General features: G+C 66.4%; 17 protein-coding genes and 1 rRNA gene. 6 read left to right on the top strand and 12 right to left on the bottom strand.

Features of this window, described 5'->3' with window-relative positions:
• Positions 1–578: ribosomal RNA gene (locus SD72_RS14495) — 16S ribosomal RNA — on the bottom strand; the annotation flags it as partial.
• A 612-nt stretch (positions 579–1,190) separates the two neighbouring features.
• Positions 1,191–2,111: an Lrp/AsnC family transcriptional regulator gene (locus SD72_RS14490; protein WP_157000612.1), complete on the bottom strand. Its 921-nt coding sequence runs from the start codon at positions 2,109–2,111 to the stop codon at positions 1,191–1,193.
• 209 nt (positions 2,112–2,320) lie between these two features.
• On the opposite strand from SD72_RS14490, the gene SD72_RS14485 reads away from it, so the two are divergent.
• The 3 genes from SD72_RS14485 to murJ all read left to right on the top strand — a co-directional run bounded on the left by SD72_RS14485 (position 2,321) and on the right by murJ (position 6,584).
• Complete coding sequence (locus SD72_RS14485) at positions 2,321–3,205, top strand: nitrilase-related carbon-nitrogen hydrolase (RefSeq protein ID WP_042545179.1); 885 nt, start codon at positions 2,321–2,323, stop codon at positions 3,203–3,205.
• A 79-nt stretch (positions 3,206–3,284) separates the two neighbouring features.
• Complete coding sequence (locus SD72_RS14480; RefSeq protein ID WP_232299806.1) at positions 3,285–4,730, top strand: purine-cytosine permease family protein; 1,446 nt, start codon at positions 3,285–3,287, stop codon at positions 4,728–4,730.
• Between the two features lie 228 nt (positions 4,731–4,958).
• Positions 4,959–6,584, top strand: coding sequence for a murein biosynthesis integral membrane protein MurJ (gene murJ, locus SD72_RS14475; RefSeq protein ID WP_042545177.1), 1,626 nt, complete (start codon positions 4,959–4,961; stop codon positions 6,582–6,584).
• Positions 6,585–6,696: 112 nt separating this feature from the next.
• On the opposite strand, the gene SD72_RS14470 is transcribed toward murJ, so the two are convergent.
• The 3 genes from SD72_RS14470 to SD72_RS14460 form a co-directional block, all read right to left on the bottom strand.
• A complete protein-coding gene (locus SD72_RS14470) occupies positions 6,697–7,683 on the bottom strand; it encodes a C-terminal binding protein (protein ID WP_042545176.1) in 987 nt (328 codons plus the stop codon).
• Complete coding sequence (locus tag SD72_RS14465; RefSeq protein ID WP_052492734.1) at positions 7,680–9,395, bottom strand: thiamine pyrophosphate-binding protein; 1,716 nt, start codon at positions 9,393–9,395, stop codon at positions 7,680–7,682. The genes SD72_RS14470 and SD72_RS14465 overlap by 4 nt, the downstream gene beginning before the upstream one ends.
• 106 nt (positions 9,396–9,501) lie before the next feature.
• Complete coding sequence (locus tag SD72_RS14460) at positions 9,502–11,007, bottom strand: sodium:solute symporter (RefSeq protein WP_042545174.1); 1,506 nt, start codon at positions 11,005–11,007, stop codon at positions 9,502–9,504.
• A gap of 165 nt (positions 11,008–11,172) precedes the next feature.
• On the opposite strand from SD72_RS14460, the gene SD72_RS14455 reads away from it, so the two are divergent.
• Complete coding sequence (locus SD72_RS14455; RefSeq protein WP_042545173.1) at positions 11,173–12,861, top strand: PucR family transcriptional regulator; 1,689 nt, start codon at positions 11,173–11,175, stop codon at positions 12,859–12,861.
• A 9-nt stretch (positions 12,862–12,870) separates the two neighbouring features.
• Here SD72_RS14455 and speB read toward each other — a convergent pair whose 3' ends face one another.
• On the bottom strand, positions 12,871–13,818 hold the full coding sequence (gene speB, locus SD72_RS14450) for an agmatinase (RefSeq protein WP_042545172.1): 948 nt from the start codon (positions 13,816–13,818) through the stop codon (positions 12,871–12,873).
• A gap of 129 nt (positions 13,819–13,947) precedes the next feature.
• Between speB and SD72_RS14445 the strand changes: the two genes are divergently transcribed.
• Complete coding sequence (locus SD72_RS14445; RefSeq protein ID WP_042545171.1) at positions 13,948–14,529, top strand: helix-turn-helix domain-containing protein; 582 nt, start codon at positions 13,948–13,950, stop codon at positions 14,527–14,529.
• A gap of 73 nt (positions 14,530–14,602) precedes the next feature.
• On the opposite strand, the gene SD72_RS14440 is transcribed toward SD72_RS14445, so the two are convergent.
• The 4 genes from SD72_RS14440 to SD72_RS17810 are packed head-to-tail and all read right to left on the bottom strand — an operon-like array spanning position 14,603 to position 17,359.
• A complete protein-coding gene (locus SD72_RS14440) occupies positions 14,603–15,724 on the bottom strand; it encodes an alcohol dehydrogenase catalytic domain-containing protein (RefSeq protein ID WP_052492733.1) in 1,122 nt (373 codons plus the stop codon).
• A gap of 2 nt (positions 15,725–15,726) precedes the next feature.
• On the bottom strand, positions 15,727–16,686 hold the full coding sequence (locus tag SD72_RS18360) for a cytosine permease (RefSeq protein ID WP_232299807.1): 960 nt from the start codon (positions 16,684–16,686) through the stop codon (positions 15,727–15,729).
• A gap of 11 nt (positions 16,687–16,697) precedes the next feature.
• Positions 16,698–17,192, bottom strand: a complete 495-nt coding sequence (locus SD72_RS18355) for a hypothetical protein (protein WP_232299805.1) — start codon at positions 17,190–17,192, stop codon at positions 16,698–16,700.
• Complete coding sequence (locus SD72_RS17810; protein ID WP_157000611.1) at positions 17,189–17,359, bottom strand: hypothetical protein; 171 nt, start codon at positions 17,357–17,359, stop codon at positions 17,189–17,191. The genes SD72_RS18355 and SD72_RS17810 overlap by 4 nt, the downstream gene beginning before the upstream one ends.
• 217 nt (positions 17,360–17,576) lie before the next feature.
• Here SD72_RS17810 and SD72_RS14430 point away from each other — a divergent pair, with 217 nt between their 5' ends.
• Positions 17,577–18,515, top strand: a complete 939-nt coding sequence (locus SD72_RS14430) for an Lrp/AsnC family transcriptional regulator (protein ID WP_042545170.1) — start codon at positions 17,577–17,579, stop codon at positions 18,513–18,515.
• Between the two features lie 51 nt (positions 18,516–18,566).
• Here the strand turns inward: SD72_RS14430 and SD72_RS14425 are convergent, their stop codons facing one another.
• The gene (locus tag SD72_RS14425) at positions 18,567–19,760 is read right to left on the bottom strand and encodes a dipeptidase (protein ID WP_042545169.1); all 1,194 of its coding nucleotides are present in this window, start codon (positions 19,758–19,760) and stop codon (positions 18,567–18,569) included.
• 219 nt (positions 19,761–19,979) lie between these two features.
• Positions 19,980–21,263: a tyrosine--tRNA ligase gene (gene tyrS, locus SD72_RS14420; RefSeq protein WP_084767253.1), complete on the bottom strand. Its 1,284-nt coding sequence runs from the start codon at positions 21,261–21,263 to the stop codon at positions 19,980–19,982.
• Between the last annotated feature and the right edge of the window lie 60 nt (positions 21,264–21,323).

The following is a 21,323-nucleotide window of genomic DNA, read 5'->3' as shown; positions in this document are numbered from 1 at the left end:
CAGACGCGACAAGCCGCCTACGAGCTCTTTACGCCCAATAATTCCGGACAACGCTTGCACCCTACGTATTACCGCGGCTGCTGGCACGTAGTTAGCCGGTGCTTTTTCTGCAGGTACCGTCACTTTCGCTTCTTCCCTACTAAAAGAGGTTTACAACCCGAAGGCCGTCATCCCTCACGCGGCGTTGCTGCATCAGGCTTGCGCCCATTGTGCAATATTCCCCACTGCTGCCTCCCGTAGGAGTCTGGGCCGTGTCTCAGTCCCAGTGTGGCCGGTCACCCTCTCAGGCCGGCTACCCGTCGTCGCCATGGTGAGCCATTACCTCACCATCTAGCTGATAGGCCGCGAGTCCATCCAGAACCGATAAATCTTTCCACCTACACACCATGCGGTGATAGGTCGTATCCAGTATTAGACACCGTTTCCAGTGCTTATCCCAGAGTTCAGGGCAGGTTACTCACGTGTTACTCACCCGTTCGCCACTCTTCCACCCAGCAAGCTGGGCTTCATCGTTCGACTTGCATGTGTTAAGCACGCCGCCAGCGTTCGTCCTGAGCCAGGATCAAACTCTCCGTAAAAAAATTACATGCCCACACCACAGCGGAATAAGCCATGCATGCGAGCGAGTTCAACCTGACAACAGAAACTCATCAATACTGACGAAATTTCGTTTGTTATCCAAAAAAAGGAATCTCCAACACCCAACCAAACGGTTCGATGCCGGGGATAATAAATTGGCATTTGACAATTTAAGTGCACACTATTGAGTTCTCAAGAACCAGACACCCACCGTACCGATCTCAACCAAGAGACCCTCCGAAGAGCAACTTTTCTAGCTTACACGCTCAGGCACTCTCGCGCAAATCCGTGTCGCAGCGTTTCCCGCTACTTCCCGAACCTGACCGAGCCATGCTCGATCCGAGATCAACCGCTCCGAAAAGCGACCACCTGAGGTGAGGAGTGAATCCCATTTTCCCTACCCGCTTTACAAACCAAACTGCGGTTCAAGTGGGGGTGTTGTGTGAGAGATTCTCGCTGCCCTTGCCGTTTCCGTCCGGGCCAACGAGTGATAACACTACATGGATCCCAGAGGGCCCACAAATCCAGGCAGAGCCGATGCCGCCGATCCCAATGGTGGCCGCGATGTGGCCCTCATTCCGGGCGTGTCCGCGGCGCCAGTGGGCGCTGGCTCACCTAGCCCCGGTCACCGCCAGCCTGTCCCCCTCGCCGTACTGCTCCTTGAGTACCCGCAGGTTTGCCCAGCTCTCCACTGCGGTGATGCTCGGCGCCTCGTGCAGGCTGTCGGTGACACCGATGAGTTCCTGCGCGGACTCCCGTGAGAACGTCGCGATGTAGTTGAAGGTGCCGATCGCTGTCGCGAGAAACTCGGGCTCGAGAGCGCGGAGGAAGGAGAGCATGTCGCCGGTGGCGGCGCTGCTTCGTATCCCCACACCGACCGAGGGGGTTTCGCGCTGGTGATCGCGCACCGGGATCGCGACGACCTTCACTGCCCCCGCCCGCTTCAGGCGCTCGAACCTGAGCCGCGCGCCACCTGCAGAAAGACCCGCCGCATCGCCCAGCTCTCGATAGCTTGCGCGGCCGTCGCGTTGCAGGTGCGCGATGACCGCGCGGTCAGCAGCGTCGACCGAGAAATCCGTATGCCCCGTGCGCAGCGGTGAGTAACGATTCACTTCGATGCTCTCGTAGAGGTGCGTGCGGAGACTCCGGACACCGGGGATCGCCTGAACCTGGGTGAGTACGTCGCTCAAGTGGGGATCTGCGCCAACCCGTATTTCGGCGTCGATCGGGAATGCGCCAGCGACATCAGCAACGAAGGAGGTCTCTGGCAGCTGCACAAGCGCCCGCCGCACCGGCTCCACAGCGCCTTCGACCGCGACCTGGAGATATGCGAAGCGCTGCAGCCCGAGGAGGTCCGGGCTGATCGACACGGTCAACCTGAGCTCGTTGCGCTCTACTGCCTGGTTGACGATCTGCGTCACTAGCCTGCGCGTCACCCCGAGCTCGCTGGCAAGCCGGGAGAAGCTCGCACGGCCGTCTTCCTGGAGTGCCCGCAGTACGGATCGGCGCGTGTCTTCGACTGCATCCGCCACCGCACTCACCCCAATTCCACACTTAGCGTGCCCTACAAATCATCATGAATTCTACGCGAATCCTCGCACACAATCGATATTGTTCCGAGTTTTCGAGCAAATCCTTATTTCTAAGCAAATCGATCTGTCTTTTCGTTCGTGCTCTGTTAGGAAGAGACGTATGCTACGAAGTCGTCCGCATTCGCGGGCGTGAAGGGGAAGGTCTCGTCATGGCATTGGTGGCATGCAGCCAGTTCACTCCGGTTCTCGGAGCGGTGCGCGAAAACGTACAGCACTCACTCCGCCTCGTGCGCGAAGCCGCAGCACAGGGCGCAACCGTGATCGTGCTCCCCGAACTCGCATCCTCCGGATACGTTTTCGCGGATGCGGCTGAGGCAGCCGGCGCAAGCGAAGCGCCAGACGGGTTCGCTGTCACCGCATGGCAGGAGGCGGCGACCGAACTCGGCGTCGTCATTGTCGCCGGCTTCGCCGAAACAAACCCCGACGGCGCCCCCTTCAATAGCGCAGCTCTCGTCATGCCAGACGGGGAGCCCGTGATCTACCGCAAGGCCCACCTGTGGGACCGCGAGCGGCTCATCTTCACCCCGGGCGATGATCTCCCTCCCGTTGTCGATACCCCAGCCGGTCGCATCGGCGTCATGATCTGCTACGACCTCGAGTTCCCCGAGTGGGTGCGGATCGCGGCGCTCGAGGGTGCCGAACTCATTTGCGCCCCCGTTAACTGGCCAAGCGTGCCCCGGCCAGCGGGTGAGCGGCCAGGTGAGGTGATGCGAGTGCAGGCGGGTGCCTCGATGAATCGCGTCGCGATCGCGGCCTGCGACCGGTCCGGGCGCGAGCGCGGCGTCGAGTGGTCGTCGGCATCGGTCATTGTCGACGCCGACGGTTGGCCGCTCGCACTCACCGAGCACGCGTCCAACATCCGTCGCGCGCCCGCTTCATCCACGGGTGGCGAGGTGGGTGCGGATCGTGATGATCAGGCGGTAACGATCCTCGCGGAAATCGACCTCGCGGCCAGCCGCACGAAGCGGATCGCGGAGTACAGCGATGTGTTCGCCGACCGCCGCGAAGACCTCTACTCGCGCTACGCGCGGTAACGAACTCCCTCTCGCGTCAAGCGCGACAGGTCACCGGAAGTCCCGCAGCGTTCGCGGGCAGACAGAAGTAAGGATAATGATGTCTTCAGACACTTCGACGCCACGCACCGGCGTGATCGAGACGCGCTCGATCGACGTCGTGCCGCTCTCGGAACGGCACGGGAAGGTGTGGCACCAGGGGCCGTTCTGGTTCACAGGCAACTTCGTGCTCACCACCATGGTCGTCGGGTTCACCGGCCCGAGCCTCGGGCTCAGCATTTGGTGGACCGTGCTTGCGGTTGTGCTCGGGGCGGGCTTCGGCACGTTCTTCATGGCGTTCCACGCGAACCAGGGGCCGACGATGGGGCTCGCGCAGATGATCCAGTCGCGTGCCCAGTTCGGCAGCCGCGGCGCGGTCGTCCCGTTCATCGCGACCGTGTTCGTCTACATCGGGTTCCTCGTGTTCGACACGATCCTTGTCACGCAGGGCATCGGCGTGTACTCCGAGGCGACCTGGTTCTGGTACCCGATCATCATCGCGGTCTCCATCGTCATCGCCGTCGTCGGTCACGACCTGCTGCACTTTATCCAGCGCTGGCTCACGTACGCGCTCGTCGCCGTGTTTGCGATCATCACCGTCTTCGCCATCGTGCACTTTTCGCAGGCGCCGATCGATCCTGCCGCCGCTGTCGCCACCGCAGGGTGGAGCACCTCGGCGTTCCTCATTCAGTTCTCGCTGTCCGCTGGCTACAACATCAGCTACTCGGTCTACGTCTCCGACTACACCCGTTACCTCCCGGTGAACGCATCGGCACCGAAGCTCATCACCTCGGTGTACACGGGCGCTGGCCTGTCGGCGATCTGGCTCATGTCGCTCGGCGCGATCCTCGCGAGCTATATTCCAGGCGCGGATCCGATCGGCACGCTCCGCGAGGTCGGCGACATGATCGTTCCCGGCTTCGGCACGGTCGCGGTGCTTGTCTCCGTGCTCGCGCTCGTCTCGATCATGGGCGTGAACGCGTACGGTGCGATGCTCACGGGCGCGAGCGCGATCGACGGCTTTAAGCCGGTGAAGCCGACCGTGCGCATGCGAGTGATCGCGCTCACCATCGTCGGCATCATCACGCTCGTCATCGCGCTGGCGATCCCCGAGAACTACGTCGACAGCTTCAACAGCTTCGTCGGGCTCATGCTGTACTTCCTCGTGCCCTGGTCTGCCGTGAACCTTGTCGACTTCTACCTCGTGCGCCGCGGCCGCTACGCGCTCACCGACATTGTGAACCCGCAGCACGGCGTCTACGGCAAGTGGGCCTGGCGCGGCCTCGCCTCGTACGCGCTCGGGTTCGTCGCGATGATCCCGTTCTTCTCACTGTCGTTCTACACCGGGCCGATTGCCAGGGCACTCGACGGGGCCGACTTCGCGTTCGCGGTCGGACTGGTCGTCTCCGGTGTCTCGTACTACCTGTTCAACCGGGGCCGTGACACCGCAGCCGAGGAGGCCGCGATCGCCCGCAGCCAGGAGGTCTTCGGGGTCTGGCGCCGCTAGTTCTCGCTCCACCCCCGGAAGAGTTGGCAGTTGTTGTCGCTTGCGCACGATCGTGGCGACAACAACTGCCAACTCCGGCTATTGGGGAGGGGGGCTACGGGAGCGGAGCCGCGTCTCGGCCCGGTCTTCGGAGTCTGAGACGCTAGTTCCGCTGCCGTTCCGGGGCCCGCACCACGTCGGTGGTGCGGGCCCCGTTCGCATATCCACACGTGCCGGTATATTGGTGCGATGGCCACCGCAAGCGCAGCGCGCGCGAGTATCTGGATAGCCTCTGGAACGCTACTCTCCCGGGTGCTCGGCCTAGCCCGGAGCATGGTGCTCGTCGCAGCAATCGGCGCAACTGGTTTCGCTACGAATGCCTTCGGTACTGCCAGCCAGGTCACGAACGTCGTGTACACGCTCGTCGCGACGGGCGTCCTTACCTCGGTGCTCGTGCCGCAACTCACCCGCGCTCGTCTGCGCCCCGGCGGCGGCGCCGACTACGTCAACAAGCTCATCACACTCGCGCTTTGCGGCTCACTCGCGGTGTGCGCTGTCGTGGCTGCGCTGCTCCCAACACTCATGGGATGGCTGGGCACGCATTGGACCGAACCCGGCCAGCTCGCGCTCGCGACGGGGTTCGCGTTCTGGCTACTCCCCCAGATCGTCTTCTTCACGCTGTACACGGTGCTCGGCGAGGTGCTGAATTCTCGGAGCCTGTTCGGCCCGTACGCGTGGACACCTGTGCTCAACAACGTCGTCGCGATCGCAGGTCTCGCCGCGTTCGTCATTGTCGTTGGGGCGGATCCTGACGGGGAGCGCACCGCCGCCGAGTGGCCAGAAGGCGGCACCGCGCTCATCGCTGGATCGGCGACGCTTGGCGTCACGCTGCAGGCCGTCGCTCTGTTCTTCTTCCTGCGCCGCGCTGGCGTGTCCTACCGTCCGGACTTCAAGTTCCGCGGCACGGGGCTTGGTGCGACCGCAAGGCTCGGCGGCTGGACGTTCCTCGGTGTGCTCGTCTCACAGATCGTCGCGCTGGCCCTCAACCAGGGGATGAACCGTGCCGCAGGCGGGGAGGCAGGGATCGCCGCCTGGCAACTCGCCTCGCTTGTCACCGTGCTTCCGCACTCGATCATCGTGATGTCGCTCGTAACTTCGCGGTTCACGCGCATGAGCGTGGCCGCCGAACGCGGCGACACCGGGGCCCTCCGGGCCGACCTCTCGCTCGTAGCTCGCCTCACCGTCGTTTCGATCACTCTCATGGCTGTCGTGATCGCGGTGCTCGCCGGGCCGATCACCAGGATCCTCATGGCGAGCGCGAGCGTCGAGCGGCTGTACCCCGTGATGGCCGTGCTCATTTGCCATGTCACCGGTGCGGTCGCGTTCAGCGTGCTGTTCGTCTTGAACCGGGGCTTTTACGCGCACAGCGACACGCGTTCCCCCTTCGTCATCCAGGCTGCCATCGCCGTGTGTTCGCTTGTCGCCATCGCGGGAAGCCTGCTTCTCCCGTCAGGGGCCGCAACAGCCTTCATCACCCTCGCCACCAACCTGCTGTTCTGGGTGCAACTCGGTGTGACCTTCGTCGTGCTGCGGCGCAGACTCGGCGGCGTTGGCGGCCGCGCCATCGTGCGATCTTGGTGGCAGAGCGCCGTGGCCGGCGCGGCTGCAGCTGCCGCCGGCGCCTGGCTGCTGCATGTGTTCGGAGGGATCGGGGTCGACAGCTGGGCGCTGAGCGGTGCTGGGGCGGCACTCGCGACCTGTGCAGCGGTCGCCGCGCTCATGACAACGGTCTACGCGTGCTGCCTGTTGCTTGTGAGGAACGGTGAGGCCGGGCAGACCCTCGGCATCATCGCATCTCGTTTCCGTCGCGCGTAGCGGCCGCTTCCCCGCGCGGTACAAGCGCGCAGGCGGAAGAGTTGGCAGTTGTTGTCGCTTGCGCACGATCGTGGCGACAACAACTGCCAACTCCGGCTATTGGGGAGGGGCGCTACAGCAGCGGAGCCGCGTCGCGGCCGACGATCGCGGCGCGGGGCGCGGATCCGGTGCGCAGCCAAGCCAGCACGTTTCTGGCGGGGTCGAGCGTGTAGTGCTCGAGCGAACCGTCTGACAGGAACGCGACGTGCGGTGTGACAAGCACGCGGGGGTCGGTTCGCAGTGGGTGGTCTGTCGCTGGCGGTTCGCCGTGCAGCACGTCGACGGCGGCGCCGCGCAGCTGCCCCGAGCCGAGTGCTGCGGTGAGCGCGGCCGGGTCCACGAGTTCACCACGTGAAACATTCACGAGGCTCGACCCCGGCCGCATCGCGGCAAATGCTGCACTGTCGATCGCGCCATGGGTGTCCGGGGTGAGGGGCAGGTGCAGCGACAAGACATCCGACTCCGCGATGAGCGTGTCGCGATCGACGAGCTCGACGCCGTGCGCGGCGGACGTGACGAACGGATCGTGCGCGATCACGCGCGCGAAGCTCGGGGCCGCGACCTGTGCGAGCCGCTGGGCGATCCTGCCGAAGCCGAACAGGCCGAGGGTGAGCCCGCTGAGCCTCCGCGGCACCGCGGTCACGTCGTCGGTCCAGCCACCTGCCGCCGTCACGGCAAGGCTGCCGCGCAGTTCGCGTTCGAGGGCGAGCATGAGCGTCAGCGCGTGCGCTGCGACCTCCTCGGTCGCCGCGTCGGTGAGGTTCACGACCCAGATGCCGCGTGCCTCAGCCGCGGCCCGGTCGATCATGTCGAAGCCGGCGCTCATCGTCGCGATGAAGCCGACGTCCGGCATCAGGTCGAGCAGGGCGGCATCGATCCGCGCGTAGCCGACGACGAGGGCGACGGCTCGTTCCGCGCCCACTGGCAGCGTGCGCGGCGCATCGGCGCTGGTTGGCAGCTCGGCGAGGAGCGTATCGCAGCCGGCGGCCTCAAGGAGCGACCGGCCAGGCGCCGGGTCGAGGTCGGTTTCGTCGGTGAAGAGGACGAGCGGCCGGGTCATGCTGCCGCCCCGTTCTCATCGCCACTGCTCAGGCGATCGAGGTGAGTGGGTTCGAACAGTTCGAGCACCGCTGGCAGCACGACGACACGGGGCCCGCCCGCCTGCATCGCGCGGGCGACCGCGGCCGGCGCCTCCTCGAGCGTCGTGTGCTCCGCTGGGATGCCGAACGCCTCGGCGAGGGCAACGTAGTTCGGCCGCGTGAGCTCGGTCGCGGTTGCGGCGCCGAACGCGCCCTCCATGTATTCGCGGAGCACGCCGTAGCCGCCGTCGTCGACGATGAGCCATACGACCGGCAGGTCGTGCTGGGCAGCGACCGCGAGCTCGGCAATGCCGTAGAGCGCGCCGCCGTCGCCGGAGACCGCGAGGACGGATCCGCTCTCGCCCTGGATCCTGCGCCCAAACGCCGCACCGAGCGCCGCGGGGAAACCGTAGCCGAGACCGCCTGCGCCCTGCGCCGATGCGAACTCGGAGCCGCGCCCGTCCCACGCCGACCACGCCCAGTAGGCGAGGATCGTCATGTCCCAGTACACCTTTGTGCCGTCGGCGAGGGCGTCGCGCAGGCCGCGCACGAGCGCGAGTTCGGCCTCGCGTCCCTGGCCCTCGACGCGGGCGAGCACGGTGCTGAGCAGCTCGGCGATGCCCGCCGTGGCTGCCGACCGGCGCTCGACACTAGTCTCGCGACCGGCGCTTGCCACCGCGCGTTCGAGGCCAGCAAGGGCGAGCTTCGCGTCGGCGTGGATCCCGATGCCGGGATGGTTCGAGCCGAGCTTGCCGAGATCCGCCTCGATCTGGATCACGCGGCCCCGCGGGCGGAGCGTGTGGTAGTTGCTCGAGAGCTCGCCAAGCCCGCTGCCAACGATGACGAGCACGTCGGCGTCCTCGAGAAACTCGGTGGTCGCGATGTCCTCGATCCACCCCTGCGCGGAGAGCGGGTGCGCCCACGGCATCGCGGTCTTCCCGCTGAAGCTCGTGACGACGGGGGCGTCGAGGCGCTCCGCGAGCGCGGCGAGTTCGGCCTGCGCGCCCGCGCGGACGACGCCGCCTCCGGCGAAGATCACCGGGCGCTCGGCAGCAGCGAGCGCCTCGGCCGCGTGCGTGACGGTCTCGGCGATGGGTGCGAGCGGGGCCGGGGTCTGCGGGAGCGTCGCGCCCGACAGCTCGGGCACGTCGTGCGCCGGGGCGAGCAGGATGTCCTGCGGCACCTCGACGAGCACTGGGCCACGGGGAGCGGTGTCGGCGATCCGCCACGCCTCCGCCATCGCGGTCGGGATCTGCGCCATCGTGCGCACGGTCACGACGTGCTTCACGACGCCGCGGAACGAGTCGGACTGCTGCGGCAGCTCGTGCAGGTAGCCGTGGCGGCCGCCGCCGAGACCCGCTACGGGAATCTGCGCGCTGATCGCGAGCACCGGGATCGACGACGCTGCCGCCTCCTGCAGGGCTGCGAGCGAGGTGAGCGCGCCGGGGCCGGTCGACAGCAGCAGCGGGGCGACCGCGCCCGTGACGCGGGCGAGGCCGTCGGCCATGAAGCCGGCGTTGTTCTCGACGCGCGCGCTGAGGTACGCGAGATCGGAGCGGCGCAGCGCGTCGAACAGGCCGAGCGCGTGCTGGCCGGGGAGCCCGACGACGCCGCGGGCGCCGAGCGCGATGAGCGTTTCGAGCACGACGTCGCCGCCGATGCGCTTGCCGGTGTCGGGAGTCTGTGTGGTCATTGGTTCCTCCATAAGAACTGTGGTGAGCAGGCACTCAGGGGGAAGGAACCGGTCCCGCGGGCGTGCCCTCCGCGGGACCGGTGTGTGCGGGGCTTGCCCGCCGGTACTAGCGCTGCTCGTCGGTGTAGACGACGTCGTTCACCGCGGTGCGGTCGTCGAGGCTGAGGCGGTGCGTCCACTCGTCGAGCACCTGGGGCGCGACGGGCTTCGTGCAGAGGCTCACGACGATGTAGGTGACGAGGCTCGCGAGCAGGCTGAAGTAGATCGGCTCGTTCGCGAGGATGCCCCAGACGAACATCGAGATGACCACGGTGATCGTGCCGACGAGCATGCTCGCGAGCGCACCAGCCCGGGTGCCGCGCTTCCAGAACAGGCCGCCGACGATCGCGACGAGGAGGCCGCCGACCAAGATGTCGTAGGCGATCGTGAGGGCGGCGACGACGTCGCTGACGAGCGTCGAGATGAACATCGTGACACCGGCGAGAATGAAGATCGTCACGCGGTACGAGACGAGGCTGTCGCCGCTTACGTGGCCGTCTTCGATCTTCGCCTGCTTCGGGCGGATCCCGAGCACGCGGCGCACCGCAGGCATGAGGTCGGTCGTGAAGACCGTAGCCGATGCGATGAGCGCGCCGCTCGCGGTCGACATCATCGCCGAGAGAGCGGCGGCGAGCACGATGCCGCGCACGCCTGGCGGGAGCATCTCCTGCGCCATGAGCCCGAAGGCGTCGTCACGGTTGTCGAGTTCGGGGAACAGCACGCGCGCGGCCATGCCGATGAGGGCGCCAGCGAGCGCGTAGAGCAGGCAGTATGCGCCGGAGGCGAGGCCGCCCCACTTCGCGACGCGGGGCGTGCGTGCGGTGACGACGCGCTGCCAGATGTCCTGGCCGATGAGGAGCCCGAGCGTGTAGACGATGACGTAGGTGATGATCGTCATGCCGCCGATGGACCACGGCGAGAAGAACGAGTCGCCGAGCCGCTCGCGGATGCCGGACCAGCCGCCAGCCTCGTCGGAAGCGGTCATGAGGGCGATCGGGAGCAGCATGAAGAACATGCCGACGGTCTTAATGACGAACTGCACGACGTCGGTCATGGTGATCGACCACATGCCGCCCATGATCGAGTAGACGGCGACGATCGAGCCGCCGATGACGACACCCCACACGTTCGAGATGCCGAACAGCACGTGGAAGATTGTCGCGTACGCGAGCGTCGACGTTACGGTGAGCATGAGCGTGTAGAGGAACATCACGATGCCCGAGATGAGCCCGTTCGATCCGCCGTAGCGCAGGTCGAGCATCTCGGTGACGGTCGTGACCTTGAGCTTCACGATCCGCTTCGCGAGGAACGCGCTGAGCACGAGAATGCCGAGGCCGATGCAGGTGACAAGCCAGGCGCCAGAGAGGCCGTACTGCCAGCCGAGGCCGATGCCGCCGACGGTCGATGCGCCGCCGAGCACGATCGCGCTCATCGCGCCCGAGTACATGAATCCGCCGAGGCGGCGGCCGGCGACGAGGTAGTCGCTCTTCGACTTGGAGCGCTTCATGCCCCAGTAGCCGACGCCCAGAATGCCCGCGAGATACGCGGCGATGATGATGTAGTCCAGGACCACAGTGTCCTCCTTGATCCGGTGGTGTGGATCGACACCGATCCGTGGTGTCGACGCCGACTGCGTGTTTCTTCTAGGACGGTACTCACGATTCGCGCGGAATACGACGGCGTTTTATCCTATGTTCGCGCCCCGATAGGATGAAATATCCCGAGCAGAGGAGCAGGCATGCACGACGGCCCCGAATATCTCGACCGTGCGACGGTTCCGCTCGCGACGCTCCTCGACGAATCGTCGCTGCAGGCGGCCGTCGTTTCGCCCGCCCCAGAGGTGCTCGCGGCAGACCCGCGGTTGGCCGCCCAAATCAGGAGCACACCCGTCGCGTCCTCCATCGTGATCGAGCTCGAAGACCCCGGGCTGTACATGCTCCCTGGCGACCTCCTCATGGTGACGGGGCTCGCGTTCTCCGGCGACGAGGCACACGACCGCGCGTACGTTGACCGGCTGCGCGCCACGGGGGTCTCCGCGCTCGTCTTCGGCCTCGAGCCCGTCCACGCCGAGGTTCCGCCGACGCTCCTCGCGGCGTGCCAGGCCACGAGCTTCCCCCTCATCGTGCTCCCGCCCCCGATCTACTTCGCCGCCGTCACGAGCATCCTCAACCGTGCGCTTGAGACCGAGCGCACCCGCGCGCTCGAGCACATGAACACGCTCGCGCGGCACCTCACGGAGGCGATGCTCCAGCACCGGCCCGCACAGCGACTTGTCGAGCGTCTCGCCGCCGAACCGGGTAGCTGGGCCGCGCTGCGCATCGGTGATGAGTTGTACCTCGGCGGCGACACCCCAGCCGGCGCCCGCTTCGGCGAACTCTTCGCCGACTTCGATGAGCGCCTGCACCGCCCGCGCGGCGCACGCGGCGGCGCGGGCGCGGTGTTCACTTCCATCACCGTTCAGGGCACCGACTACGAGGTCGCCGCGCACGCGGCAGCCCCGCGCAGCTCGCGTGGGCGCGGCGCGGACGCAACCGCGGTGCTCGCCGTCGGTCGTTCCCCCAGGCTCACGCGGATCGATCTCACCGCCCTGCAGCTCGCTGCGAATCTCGTCGGCTTGCTGCTGCAGCTTCCGGCGGCGCAGTCGATGGCGGTGGATCAGCTCCTCATGCAGCTGCTCATGGAGCGGCACGGATCCCAAATCCTCGGCGCTGAGCGCGAACGCTTCGCCAGGCTGCTCGGGAACTCATTTGGCGGGGGGACGAAGACCGCGCACGCCGTGATCGCGATGCGCAACCCACGGCTTCCACCAGGCAGCGATCCGGTGCCCGTCGGCGAGACGGTTGCGTCCGACACGAACTGGCTGCGACGGCTGCTGCACACCCCGTTCGCTGAGCACCGCGCGAAGCAGCTGCGCGCCTTCGTCGGCAGCCCGCCAACGCCGAGCGAATTTCAGCACGCGGAGCAGCTCGGCTGGTTGCTCGCGGTCAGCGGGCCCCGGTCGTTCCTCGAGCTGCCTTCGGCGATGCAGGAGGCGGAGGAGTTCGCGCGGGCGGCGCTGCACGTCGGCACTCACGTCGACGGGAACGCTCCCCCTGCCGAGACGGCGTGGCCGCTTGCCGCCGCCGCCGATCCTGCGGTGGCGCGTGTCGCGGCAGCGCAGTGGCTCGCGCCGCTCCTCACCGAGGCCGCGGCCGAGCAGCGCGCCGCGCTCACGTGTTGGTTGCGGCAGCACGGCTCGTGGGATCGCAGCGCACGCGAGCTCGGCCTGCACCGCAACACGGTGCGGCGGCTCGTCGGCGAGGCGCAGCAGCGACTCGGCCGCGACCTCGACGATCCGCTCGAGCGGGCGCGGATCCTGCTCGCGCTCACCGCCCTCGATACAGATCTGGCCCCCGGCGCAGTGCCGGGGGCCAGATCAGATCGCTAACGGCGCGCGTTAGTCGCGCGCGGCCATCGCGCTCACGAGCTCGTACACGACGTGGCTCGCCGCGACCGCCGTGATCTGCGCGTGGTCGTAGGCGGGTGCAACCTCAACGACGTCGGCGCCGACGATGTGCAGGTCGGCGAGGCCGCGGATGAGGCGGAGCATCTCGCGGCTCGTGAGGCCGCCGGCCTCTGGGGTGCCGGTGCCTGGGGCGTGTGCGGGGTCGAGCACATCGATATCGATCGAGATGTACAGCGGCTTGTCACCCACACGCGTGCGGATCTTCTCGAGCGCCGCCGGGATGCCGTGCTCCTCGATGAACTCGCTCGTGACGATCTGGAAGCCGAGCATCTCGTCGTCCTCGAGGTCCTGCTTGCCGTAGAGCGGCCCGCGGGTGCCGCCGTGCATCGACGCGGTCATGTCGATGAGGCCCTCTTCGGAGGCGCGGCGGAAGGGTGTGCCGTGCGTCGTCGGGGCACCGAAGTACGTGTCCCACGTGTCGAGGTGCGCATCGAAGTGGAGCACGGCGACCGGGCCGTGCTTCTTGTTGATCGCGCGCAGCAGCGGGAGGGCGATCGTGTGGTCGCCGCCGACGGTGACGATCTTGTCGACCTTCTCGCCGAGCTCGGTTGCTGCGGTCTCGATCTGTGCGACTGCCTCGTCGAGGCTGAAGGGGTTCGCGACGATGTCGCCAGCGTCGACGACCTGCTTGATGTAGAACGGCGACACGTCCTGTGCCGGGTTGTACGGGCGCAGCAGGCGCGATGCCTCGCGCACGTGCGAGGGGCCGAAGCGGGCGCCGGGGCGGAAGCTCACGCCGGTGTCGAACGGCACGCCAACGACGGCGATGTCAGCCGAGGGAACGTCTTCGATGCGTGGCAGCTTCGCGAACGTCGCGATCCCTGCGTAGCGGGGGGTGAGGCTCGCGTCTACTGGCCCCTGCGGAGTGTGTTCGGTCACAGGTTTTCTCTCCTTCGATGTTGTCTCACAGTAAACACTTGGGTACTATGAGTGAACTTGTCTCCAGCATAGACTGAGAGCGCGAGAGCGTCAACGCGCCCGATCACCCGCAGCCGAAAGGGGCCACCCGTGCGACCCATCCACCCGACCTCGGCCGAAACACAGGTGCAGATCGGCGCGAAGCTTCGCAGCTCTCGGCAGGCCCAGGGCCTCACGCTCGAGCAGCTCGCTGCCGCGACCGATCTCACCAAGGGCTTCATCAGCCGCATCGAACGCGACGACACACTCCCAAGCGTGCCGACCCTCGTGCAGCTCTGCCAGGCGCTCTCGCTGCCCATCGGTTCACTGTTCGAGGAGCCGGACGTGCAGCTCGTCACCCTCGCGGACGCGCCCCGCATCAACATGGGCGGCATCGGCGCAGACGAGAGGCTCGTCACCCCGCGGGCCGAGGAGCGTGTGCAGGTGCTCCGGTCGAGCGTCGAGCCGAACGGCTCGGGCGGCGACGAGCTCTACACCGTCAGCTGCGACGTCGAATCGCTCCACGTGGTTGCTGGCGAGGTCGACGTGCGGTTCTCCGATCGCACCACCACGCTCGCCGCTGGCGACACACTCACGTTCCCCGGCCGCACCCCGCACACCTGGCGGGCGGGCGACGCGGGCGCCGAGATCGTGTGGATCCTCGTGCCAGCCGCGTGGAGCGGGTCGCGCTAACCCGCGGGAGCGGACGCGCGGGAGCGGACGCGCGGGCAACTGGCTCGAGCCACCCACGCGGCAAACTCCTCGCCTATTCGGCTCCCTCAAACACGATGACGCTCCTCGTCCGCTCGCCGCGGCGCATTGCATCAAACGCGTCGTTGACCTGTTCGAGCGCGACACGAGAACTGATGAGATCGTCGAGCGGCAATTCCCCCGAGAGGTAGGCCGCGGCAACCCTCGGGAAGTCCCTTGCGGGGACAAGGCCGCCGTAGTTTGATCCGATGATCGTCTTGCCATCGTAGGCGAGTTGCAGGGCATCGAGCCGCAGCTCGAGCCCCTCAGGTGGCAACCCGACGAATACGGCGCGACCACCGGGCCGGAGCAGGCCAGGCAACTGCTCCATTGTGCCGATCCGCCCGATTGCCTCAAAGGCGACGTCAGCGCCGCCTGCGGTGAGCGCCGCGACTGACTCGGCAAGCTCAGCCCCTCCGAGCAGCCCGTGCGTCGCGCCAACGCGCCGCGCCTCTTCGAGCTTCTCTTCGGTGACATCGACGGCAGTAATCGGGTTCGCCCCCGCGAGCCGAAGCGCTGAGATGATCGACAGCCCGACTCCGCCAGCACCAACGACCACCGCGGACTCCCCCGCAACGACCTTGGCATTGTTCACCACCGCGCCATACCCCGTTCCGACGGAGCAGCCGATGAGGCTCGCGACATCGAACGGCACCCGTTCGTCAACCTTGATCGCCGCGAAATCCGGGACGACAATGTGGTCGCTCATTGCCCCAACGGCGAGGTAGGGCCACGCCGCATCCCCGTCGAGCGTCTGCCAGCGAGTCGTCCCGTCTGGCAGCTGCGAATCATTTGACTTCACCCGCATGCACGCCCAGGGCTTCCCGCCAGTGCACTCCGCGCAGCGCTGGCATGCCTGGTGCCACGCCACGATCACGTGGTCGCCGACTGCGAGCTCCCGCACGCCGGCCCCGATCGCTTCGACCACGCCAGCAGCCTCGTGCCCCATCACCGCGGGCAAGGGTACGTTCCATTCACCGTCAATGACGTGCCGGTCTGATCCGCAGACGCCCGCCGCCCGCACCGCGATCCGCACCTCGCCATGTTCCGGCGCAGCCAGCAGCAGCGGCTCGACGGTGAGCCGGTCACCGTTGTCACCGCGGTAGACCGCTGCGTGAACCTCTATCGACTGTGTCATGGCTACTTCCTTCCGGCGGCCGCGAAAGTGTCTTGACCACCGTACGCACCGCGGCCGCGGCGCACATACAGCAGGAAGTTCAGCGCAAGATAGCTCACCATGGCGATGGCGACGGCGGGCACCGTTGCCGTCGCAAACCGGAACATGGGCTGCGTCTCAAGCGTGATCGGGTTGTAAACCCAGAGGTAGAAACCGGATGCAAGCACTACCGCGGCGATCGCGGCGATATTGATCCCGCCGGTGAACCGCAACGGGTCACGCTTGCCGCTCGCGTACAGCGCACGCAGCGGGACGACCTGCCGCCTGACGAGGAAGTAGTCAGCAATGATCACCCCACAAATCGCTGCGATGAACGCGCCGCTGATTACGACAAAGGTCATGAACTGCTCATACATGAACGCGGGAAAGAAACTCAGCACAGCTGGCAGCAACAGGAACCCGCCAGCGAGCACTGGCCACCGCACACGCGACAACACTTTGCCGCTCGATTGCTTCACGGCGAGGACGGTCGAGTAGGCGATCGAAGCCATACTGGTGATGTTTGCGAACCCCACGAACAGCAGCGTGAGCACGCCAAGCACTGGCCCGCCAAGCGGCACCATCCACGCGGTGGGATCCGCCTGGCCAAAGAGCAGTCCCGCGGCCATCCCGACGAGCTGGGCGACGACTGTGCCAACGAGGATTCCCGCATATGCCGGCCACGCAGCTGCGCGAGGGCCTCGCGTGAGCCGCGCGAGCGTGCCCATCACCGGCCACCACGACAGTCCAGCGCCGAGGTTAAACTCGACCGCCATCATGAAGTTCAGCTGTTCGTCTGCGAACGGGGCAATGGGTTCTGCGGCGAGCAGATCGGACCAGCTGTAGTGCGTCATCAGCAACACCATCATGAGCACGACAACCACGAGCAGCCCGGGGGCAACAAATCGGTTGAGCTTGCTGATTGTCACCGGGCCACGCGACAGGATGATCCAGCCTACGAAGATCGCGAGCAGCGCGAATACCGTGACGACCGGGCCGAACTGAACAAACTCCGTGCCGAAGCGAGCTGGTTCGAGATCTCCGTGAAAGCCCTGCCAAACATCACGCCCAGCAGCGACGTCCACCCCATCTCGGTGAGCAGCACAACAATGAACACGACGATGCCGACACCGATGACGCCAAACACCGACTTGAGGACCTTGTACTGCTCGATCCCGAGCCGCTGGCTGAACAGCACACTGCCGAGCACCATGATCGCAAGCCCGATGCTGTTGCCGATGAGCATCGCAGCAATTCCGTCAGTGAACCCAACAAGCAGCACCGTCGAGCCGCCCGTGAGGAACGCCCACGTCGCGATCGCGAGGCTGAGCGTGACCCAGCTGAAGTCGCCACCGCTCCACGTGCGCTCGTGCTTCAGCAGCGGGAGCGACCCATAGGTCGCCTCTTTTGCGACCTCGGCGTCGATTCCCACCCCGCGCCGGCCGCTCACAGCGCAACCCACAGCGCAGGAAGAATGACGAGCACGGCTGCGACGGTGAGGAAGAGCGCAAGGCTCCTCCCGCTCATCGCGGCATGGACCGGGTCAGCGGCCTCCTCGGTTTCGAGTATGGTCAGTCGCCGCTCAAGTTCGAGCTCCAACTCCGTATATTCAGACATGTGGGTCCGACCTCCTTGTGAGTCCCCCGTGATACAGCTTCGTAAGTCGCAGAAAGCCTAAGTCGCCCTCCCGAGCTTTGCAAACGAAAACGCACCTACTTTCGGTGATAAATGCTGAAACGTTCACGTTGGGAACATCTGGGTTCATAGATGGCGGTTTAAGATGGCTAGAGGTGCGCAAATGCACTTGTCCCCCTGATCGGTTTGGAGGCTGAGCGTGGAATCTATCGGAGCAACCGACGAGCTACGGGCCCGCGTGCTTGACGAGCTCAGGCAAGACGGACGGGCAAGCTACGCGCATATCGCGGCCAAGCACGGCAGCACACGACGTGTCGTCACCCACATCGTCCAGACAGCGTTGGAACGCGAAGAGCTGCGGATCACGGTTTCGGTGAGCCCTGACCTGCTTGGCCTCGAACGTTTCGCCTACGTGCAGATCGCCCTCGACGGCCCCATCAGCGAGGCGCGAGCTGCGGTCGTCGCAATGCCGGAAACCACCTTCGTCGCGGAAATTACCGGAAGCTATGCCCTCGATGCCGAGCTGCGGGCTGGCCCCGACCCCCACCTGCGCGACACCATCGACACGATCCGGCAGCTCCCCAACGTCCGTGAGTTGCGGGTTCACCACTACGACAGCATTGAAATCAACCTGTACTCGCCGCTCCGGACTGGCCGCACCGGATTCGTCGTCGACGACGCCGACCGCGCCATCGTTCGGCACCTCCAACGCGATGGGCGTGCGACGTTCAGGCAGCTGGGCGACACCGCGGGAATCTCAGCCAGTGGCGCCCGCCTTCGCTTGACGAGGCTCACCGACAACGGGGCGGTAAAGGTGGTTGGGATCCCGACCCGCGGCAGCCACGCGGCCGCGCTCACCGTAGGGGCGGGGATTCAGGTGCGCGGCCCGATCGGGCCAGCGCTCGCCCGCGTTCGGGAGCTCGCCCCCGAGTTCCTCGCCGTTTCCTCCGGCGGCTACGACCTCATTGCGACGCTCTCCGGAAGCTCGCACGATGAGATCCTCCATCTCACGGACCAACTGCGCTCCTGCAATGAGATCGCGCGCGTCGACACCTGGGCGAATCTGCGGATGCTCAAGGAGCAGTACGGCGAGGGCGACAGGATCAGCGCGGCTGGCACGGCTGGCACGGCGAGGTGAGCGGGCGCGCGGTGCGCAGCCAGCTCACCCGCCATGCGAACCGCAGCTCGGCTAGCTCGCCGGCAGCGTCTCGGCGAGCACCCGGAGCGTGTTGCCGCCCATGATCGCCCGAATGTCATCGTCGCTGTGCCCGCGGGTCAGCAGTTCCTGCGTGATGATCGCGAGCTCGCTCGTGTCCCACGCGACCTCCGTCGAGCCGTCGTAGTCGCTGCCGAGCGCCGCCGTCTCAATCCCACCGATCTTCACAACGTGGTCGATCGCGTCGACGACAGCCTCAGGGGTGAGCTCGCAGACCGCGGCGTCCCAGTAGCCAACCCCGACAACGCCGCCGGTCTTCGCGATGCCCCGGATTTCGTCGTCGGTGAGGTTGCGGTTCACGTCGCACGTCGCCTGCACTCCCCCGTGGCTCGCGACGACGGGCTTCGTCGAGATCTCGAGCACCTCGGCGATCGCCTGGTGGCTCGCGTGGGCGACGTCGACAACGATGCCCTTCTCCTGCATGCGGGCGATCGCCTCGGTTCCCATCTCGGTGAGCCCGCCCTTGCCGACGCCGTGCATCGAATCGGCGAGCTCGTTGTCGAAGAAGTGCGTGAGGCCCGCCATGCGCATGCCCTTGTCGAAGAGCACGTCGAGGTTTGCGAGATCGCCCTCGAGGTTCTGCAGCCCCTCGACCGAGAACAGGGCACCGACGACGGGATCCCCCGCGGCCCGATCCGCGAGGAGCGCCTTCAGCTCCTGCTGGTTCGTGATGACGCGGAGCGCACCGTCCGACGCGGCGGCGTCCTTCTGCAGCTTGTCCGCGTGGTACTTCGAGCGCTCGAGCAGCGAGAACCAGGTCTGTGGCGGCTGCAGCTGCGCGACCGAGAGCAGCGTGATGTTGTCGGTATCGCCCGTGTTCGAGTCGTAGTTCTGCCCCTTCGGCGACTTCGACACCGACGAGAACACCTGGAGCGCAACATTGCCGTCTTGCAGCCGCGGCAGGTCGACGTGCCCGCGATCCGCACGCGTGTTCAGCGAGCGATCCCACATGAGGGTGTCCGAGTGGAGGTCGGCGACCGCGAGCTCGGCGTGCAGTGTGCGGGCCTCGTCGCTCACTGCGGGGATCGGGTCGCCCGTTACCTCGTTCATGCTCTTCTCGGCGATGCCTGGTGCGAGCACGAAAAACGCGGTCGCGGCGAGGGCGAGCACGAGTACTCCGCCGATGATCGTTCGTTTTACCCAACGGCGCTGTTTAGGGGTTTCCATAGCGTCAGACGCTAGCAGTGGCGCGCGCCCGTCACCGCGCCGCTTGTGGATTCCTGACACGGGCGAGCCCGCACCCTGGGCCGTTGCTGTGCATTTCCAATACGCCCATGGATGGTCGTGGGGGCGGATCCGCGGCCGCACGACCCCACACACGCAAAACCGGGTGCGGAGTCGCTCGCGAGAGCGATCCACACCCGGTTCAGGCGGGCCGGCGAGCGACTACGCGCGCACCGCCGCGAGCGTCTTCTTGCCGCGGCGCAGCACGGCGAACTTGCCGTGCAGCAGGTCGGCGTCCGCGAGCTCCGCGTCATCAGCCTCAACCTTGACGTTGTTCACGTAGACGCCGCCCTGCGCGATCGCGCGGCGGGCCTCGCCGAGGCCCTTCACGAGACCGGTGTCGACGAGGAGCTGCGCGATGCTCGCGCCGGCAGCACCCTCAGCCTGCGGGAGCTCTGCGACAGCGCCGGTGAGCGAGATCTCGTCGAGCGCGGTGAGCTCGCCCTGACCGAAGAGCGCCGCCGAAGCGTCGATCGCGCCCTGCGTCGCCTTGGCGCCGTGCACGAGCGTCGTCACCTCGAGCGCGAGCCGCTTCTGCGCCGCGCGCTTGAACGGTTCCTCGGCGACCTGCGTCGCATAGTCCTCGATCTCGGCGCGCGTGAGGAACGTGAACACCTTCAGGCGATCCACAACGTCAGCATCAGCCTGGTTCAGCCAGAACTGGTAGAACGCGTACGGCGAGCACATCTCGGGGTTCAGCCAGATCGCGTTGCCCTCACTCTTGCCGAACTTCGTGCCGTCAGCATTCGTGATGAGCGGGGTGCCGATCGCGTGCACGCTCGCACCCTCGGCCTTGCGGATGAGCTCGGTGCCGCTCGTGAGATTGCCCCACTGGTCCGATCCGCCCGACTGCAGCTTGCAGTCGTACTGCCGGTAAAGCTCAAGGAAGTCGAGTCCCTGGAGAATCTGGTAGCTGAACTCCGTGTAGCTGATGCCTTCGTCAGAATCGAGACGCTTCGCGACGATGTCCTTCTTGATCATCGTGCCGACGCGGAAGTACTTGCCGATGTCGCGGAGGAAATCGATGGCGCTGAGCGGCGCCGTCCAGTCGAGGTTATTCACGAGGCGCGCGGCGTTGTCGCCCTCGAAGCTCAGGTACTTCGAGACCTGTTCCCCGAGCGAATCCACCCACTGCGCGACGGTCTCGCGCGAGTTCAGCGTGCGCTCCGACGTCGGGCGCGGGTCGCCGATGAGCCCCGTCGATCCGCCGACGAGCCCGAGGGGCTTGTGCCCCTTCAGCTGGAGCCGGCGCATGAGCAGCAGCTGCACGAGGTGCCCGAGGTGCAGACTCGACGCGGTCGGGTCGAAGCCGCAATAGTACGCGAACGGCTCGCCCTCAAGCAGTTCAGACAGCGCTTCGCCGTCAGTCGATACGTGGATCAGCCCGCGCCACTCCAGCTCGTCCCACAGTGTGGGGAAGCTGTCGTCGATGCGCTGCTTGGCCATGAGCTCGGTGCGTTCGTTGGTTTCAGACACGCCTCGCAGTTTACCGCGTTTAGGAAAGCT

This window comes from Leucobacter komagatae (assembly GCF_000834055.1).
GTDB lineage: Bacteria > Actinomycetota > Actinomycetes > Actinomycetales > Microbacteriaceae > Leucobacter > Leucobacter komagatae_A.
Note: the sequence above shows the minus strand (reverse complement) of the source record. Positions and strands in the feature narration are given on the sequence as shown.

Bases quoted from the DNA above. Each gene is read 5' to 3' on its own strand.
- SD72_RS14425 (WP_042545169.1), bottom strand. From the start codon at position 19,760: ATGGAAACCCCTAAACAGCGCCGTTGGGTAAAACGAACGATCATCGGC.
- tyrS (WP_084767253.1), bottom strand. From the start codon at position 21,263: ATGGCCAAGCAGCGCATCGACGACAGCTTCCCCACACTGTGGGACGAG.
- SD72_RS17810 (WP_157000611.1), bottom strand. From the start codon at position 17,359: ATGTCTGAATATACGGAGTTGGAGCTCGAACTTGAGCGGCGACTGACC.
- SD72_RS14465 (WP_052492734.1), bottom strand. From the start codon at position 9,395: ATGACCACACAGACTCCCGACACCGGCAAGCGCATCGGCGGCGACGTC.
- SD72_RS14470 (WP_042545176.1), bottom strand. From the start codon at position 7,683: ATGACCCGGCCGCTCGTCCTCTTCACCGACGAAACCGACCTCGACCCG.
- SD72_RS14480 (WP_232299806.1), top strand. From the start codon at position 3,285: ATGTCTTCAGACACTTCGACGCCACGCACCGGCGTGATCGAGACGCGC.
- SD72_RS14485 (WP_042545179.1), top strand. From the start codon at position 2,321: ATGGCATTGGTGGCATGCAGCCAGTTCACTCCGGTTCTCGGAGCGGTG.
- SD72_RS14455 (WP_042545173.1), top strand. From the start codon at position 11,173: ATGCACGACGGCCCCGAATATCTCGACCGTGCGACGGTTCCGCTCGCG.
- SD72_RS14440 (WP_052492733.1), bottom strand. From the start codon at position 15,724: ATGACACAGTCGATAGAGGTTCACGCAGCGGTCTACCGCGGTGACAAC.
- murJ (WP_042545177.1), top strand. From the start codon at position 4,959: ATGGCCACCGCAAGCGCAGCGCGCGCGAGTATCTGGATAGCCTCTGGA.